This window comes from Acidisphaera sp. L21, assembly GCF_009765685.1.
GTDB lineage: Bacteria > Pseudomonadota > Alphaproteobacteria > Acetobacterales > Acetobacteraceae > LMUY01.
Genome location: NZ_LMUY01000075.1, coordinates 31,679 through 34,686, shown reverse-complemented (window position 1 = coordinate 34,686; position 3,008 = coordinate 31,679). Strand labels below are relative to the sequence as shown.

Here is a 3,008-nt window from a genome sequence, read left to right as displayed (position 1 = left end):
CCGAGACCAACCCGGCCAGCATCGTGGCGCGCGCGCCCATCATCACGCGGGACAGCACGTCCCGCCCGTTCTCGTCCGTGCCGAACCAGTGCAGGGCAGAGGGGGCCTTGCGGATGACGCTATAGGATTGACGCACCGGGTCGTACGGCGTGATCCAGGGTGCGGCGAGCGCCACGGCGATGAACAGGACGATCACGATAAGGCCAAACACCGCGGCGGGACGCCGGGCGAACCGGCGCAACGCCAGGTTCAGCGGGCTGCGCGCCCGCGGTGGTGCTGCGACGGCCGCCGATGGAAGCGCCCCGCCGTGGGGAGGTGCGGCGTAAGTGGTGGGGGCCGTGCTCATGCGACGCGCAGCCTTGGGTTCACCAGCACGTATAAGATGTCAGCCAGCAAGTTCAGCAGGATATATAGGGTTGCTGTCACCATCACGACGCCCTGGACGACGGGGTAGTCGCGGTTGAACACCGCATCCACCACCAATTTGCCGAAGCCGGGGATGCTGAACACCTGCTCCGTCAATACCGCGCCGGAGAACAGCGTGCCGAGTTCCAGCGCGCCCAGCGTCACCACAGGCACCAGCGCGTTGCGCAGGGCGTGGCGGATCACGACCCGGACTTCCCGCAATCCCTTGGCGCGGGCGGTGCGCACGTAATCCTGGTCCATCGCCGTCAGCATCGCGCTTCGGACGTGGCGCATCAGCACCGCCGCCGTGGCATTACCCAGCACGAAGGCCGGCATGATGGTGGTCGCGATCGATTGCCAGAAATCCTCGGTCAGCGGGACGTAGCCGGAGGGTGGCAGCCAGCCGAGCTTCACCGACACCAGCAGGATCAGCATGATCCCCAGCCAGAAGTTCGGCGTCGACAAGCCGCCCAAGCCGATGAGGTTGGCAGCGTGGTCCCACCACGTTCCGCGTTTGACGGCGGATAGCACCCCGGCAGGCACCCCAATCGCCAGGGCGAAGATGAACGCCATGCAGCCGAGTTGCAGCGTGACGGGCAGCTTCTCCCGCACCAGGCTGGCGACTGGCTGGCGGATGCGCCAGGAGAAGCCGAGGTCGCCATGCACGAGGCCGCCCAGCCAGTGGACGTATTGCACTGGCAGGGGGCGATCCAGCCATAGCTCGGCCCGAATTTGCGCCAGAACCTGGGGATTGGCGCCTTCCTCGCCGGCCAGCACCAGCGCCGGGTCGCCGGGCATGAGCTGCTGCAGGCCGAACACCAGGATGCTCACCAGCAGCAGGGTGGGGATAAGCTGAAGCAGCCGTCCGCGAAGTCGGTTCATGGTGCCACCTTTATCCCCTGCAGGCGGATCAGACCGTCAGCTACGGGCTTGAACCCGCTGATTTTTGCCGACACGCCGTTGAAGTAGCGCGTGGTGAAGATATACGAGATCGGCACATCTTTCTGCCCCAACTCCGCGACCTGCTGATACAGCGCCTTGCGCTTCGCCTGGTCGGTTTCCAGCCGGGCGTCGTCCAGCAGCTTGTCCATGGCGGGGCTAGAATAGTGGCCGTAATTCTGCGTGCCGGTGGTGCTGTGAATGAAGCTGTAGAGGTTGCCGTCCGGGTCGATCCGGCCGGACCAGGCAAGCAGATAGGCCTGGAAACCGCCCTGCTGCGCATTGTCCAGCGACGCGGCGAACTCCATCGCGGTGAGCTTCACATCGAAGCCGGCTTCCGACGCCATGGATTGGATCACCTCGCCCATCTGGCGTTGGTCCGGGCTGTTCGGGACGATCAGTTCCACCGGCACCGGCAGCTTCACGCCAGCCTGCTTCAACAGCGCCTTCGCCCTATCCACGTCGCGGGCCACTGGCTTTACGGAGGCGGCGTAGAACGGGCTTTCCGGCGGGACGGCCTGGCCCGCGGCGGGGAACATGCCGTTATAGACGACCTGCATGAGCGCATCGCGGTCGATCGAGGCGTCAAAGGCCTGGCGGACCAGGGCGCTCTTGCCAATCGGCGAGTCTGCCTTTGGGCCGTTTGCCAGGTTGTAGGTGATGCCCTGGTAGCCTAGGCCGTCATACGTCACCAGCCGCAGCTTCGGGTTGCGCTTCACTGCATCGATGTCAGTGGGGGTGATATATTCAACAAGATCAACGCTGCCCGCCTGCAAGTTGGCAAGGCGGACGGAGCTGTCGGGGATAACCTGGTAGATCACGCGGTCGACGTGGATCGAATCCTTGTCCCAATAATCGGCGAACCGCTCCAGCGTGATGTGGTCCTGGGCCACGCGCTCGACGAACTTCATCGGCCCGGCGCAAACCGGATGGAGGGCGAAATCCTTGCCCTCCGCCTCTGCCGCCTTCGGGGAGACGATCATGCCGGCGCGGTCGGTGAGTTGGGATAGGAACGGGGCAGATGGGCCCTTCAGCACCAGGCGCACAGTCTGCGGATCGACCACGTCGACGTGGTCCATCACGGAGATCTCGCTGCGCCGGGCACTGCCGGCCATGTTGTAGTGGCGGTCCAGGCTATACTTGACGGCGGCGGCATCCATCATCGTGCCGTCCTGGAACTTCACGCCGGTGCGCAGGTGGATCACGAGTGTTTTCGGGTCCGACCACTCATACCCGGTGGCAAGTTGCGGGATGATCTGCAGCTTGTCGTCGATGTCGAACAGCTTATCGCACAGCCCGGCGAACACGATGCGGCCGACATAGGTGCGGGCCAGGCTCGGGTCCATCATGTCCGCATCTTCCCGCATGGCGATGCGCAGGGTGACGGGCGCGGTTTGCGCCGATGCCATCACAGGCAAGGCAGCAAGCAGGCAAGCGAGCAGCGGACGAATCATTGACGGTTTCTCCCGGATAGACGGCGCGCCCTTGCAAGCGGCGCGCCGGATGCTAGACCGAACCCCCGCCAGGAGCACATACCATGCGTCAATACCGTATCGCCGCCATCCCTGCCGATGGCATCGGCCCGGAAGTGATCGCCGCCGGATTGGAGGCGCTGGATGTGCTGGCGAGCCGTGATGGCGGGTTTTCCCTGGCGGTCGACAATT

At 64.8% G+C, this 3,008-nt stretch carries 3 protein-coding genes and 1 pseudogene; 1 reads left to right on the top strand and 3 read right to left on the bottom strand.

Features of this window, described 5'->3' with window-relative positions:
* From GSQ76_RS14950 to GSQ76_RS14940, 3 genes are all read right to left on the bottom strand, one after another.
* Nucleotides 1-346: ABC transporter permease (locus tag GSQ76_RS14950; RefSeq protein ID WP_408836669.1), on the bottom strand; the 346-nt coding region annotated here is incomplete at its 3' end.
* Entirely contained in the window at nucleotides 343-1,287 is a 945-nt protein-coding gene (locus GSQ76_RS14945; RefSeq protein WP_158744709.1) for an ABC transporter permease, read from the bottom strand. The genes GSQ76_RS14950 and GSQ76_RS14945, both read right to left, overlap by 4 nt.
* Nucleotides 1,284-2,798, bottom strand: a complete 1,515-nt coding sequence (locus tag GSQ76_RS14940) for an ABC transporter substrate-binding protein (protein ID WP_158744708.1) — start codon at nucleotides 2,796-2,798, stop codon at nucleotides 1,284-1,286. Before GSQ76_RS14940 ends, GSQ76_RS14945 begins: the two co-directional genes overlap by 4 nt.
* 83 nt (nucleotides 2,799-2,881) lie before the next feature.
* Between GSQ76_RS14940 and GSQ76_RS32675 the strand changes: the two are divergent.
* Nucleotides 2,882-3,008, top strand: a pseudogene (locus GSQ76_RS32675) (tartrate dehydrogenase); the annotation flags it as partial.

What these genes read in the sequence shown, in the direction of transcription:
- GSQ76_RS14945 (WP_158744709.1), bottom strand. Translation starts at nt 1,287, where the DNA reads ATGAACCGACTTCGCGGACGGCTGCTTCAGCTTATCCCCACCCTGCTG.
- GSQ76_RS14940 (WP_158744708.1), bottom strand. Translation starts at nt 2,798, where the DNA reads ATGATTCGTCCGCTGCTCGCTTGCCTGCTTGCTGCCTTGCCTGTGATG.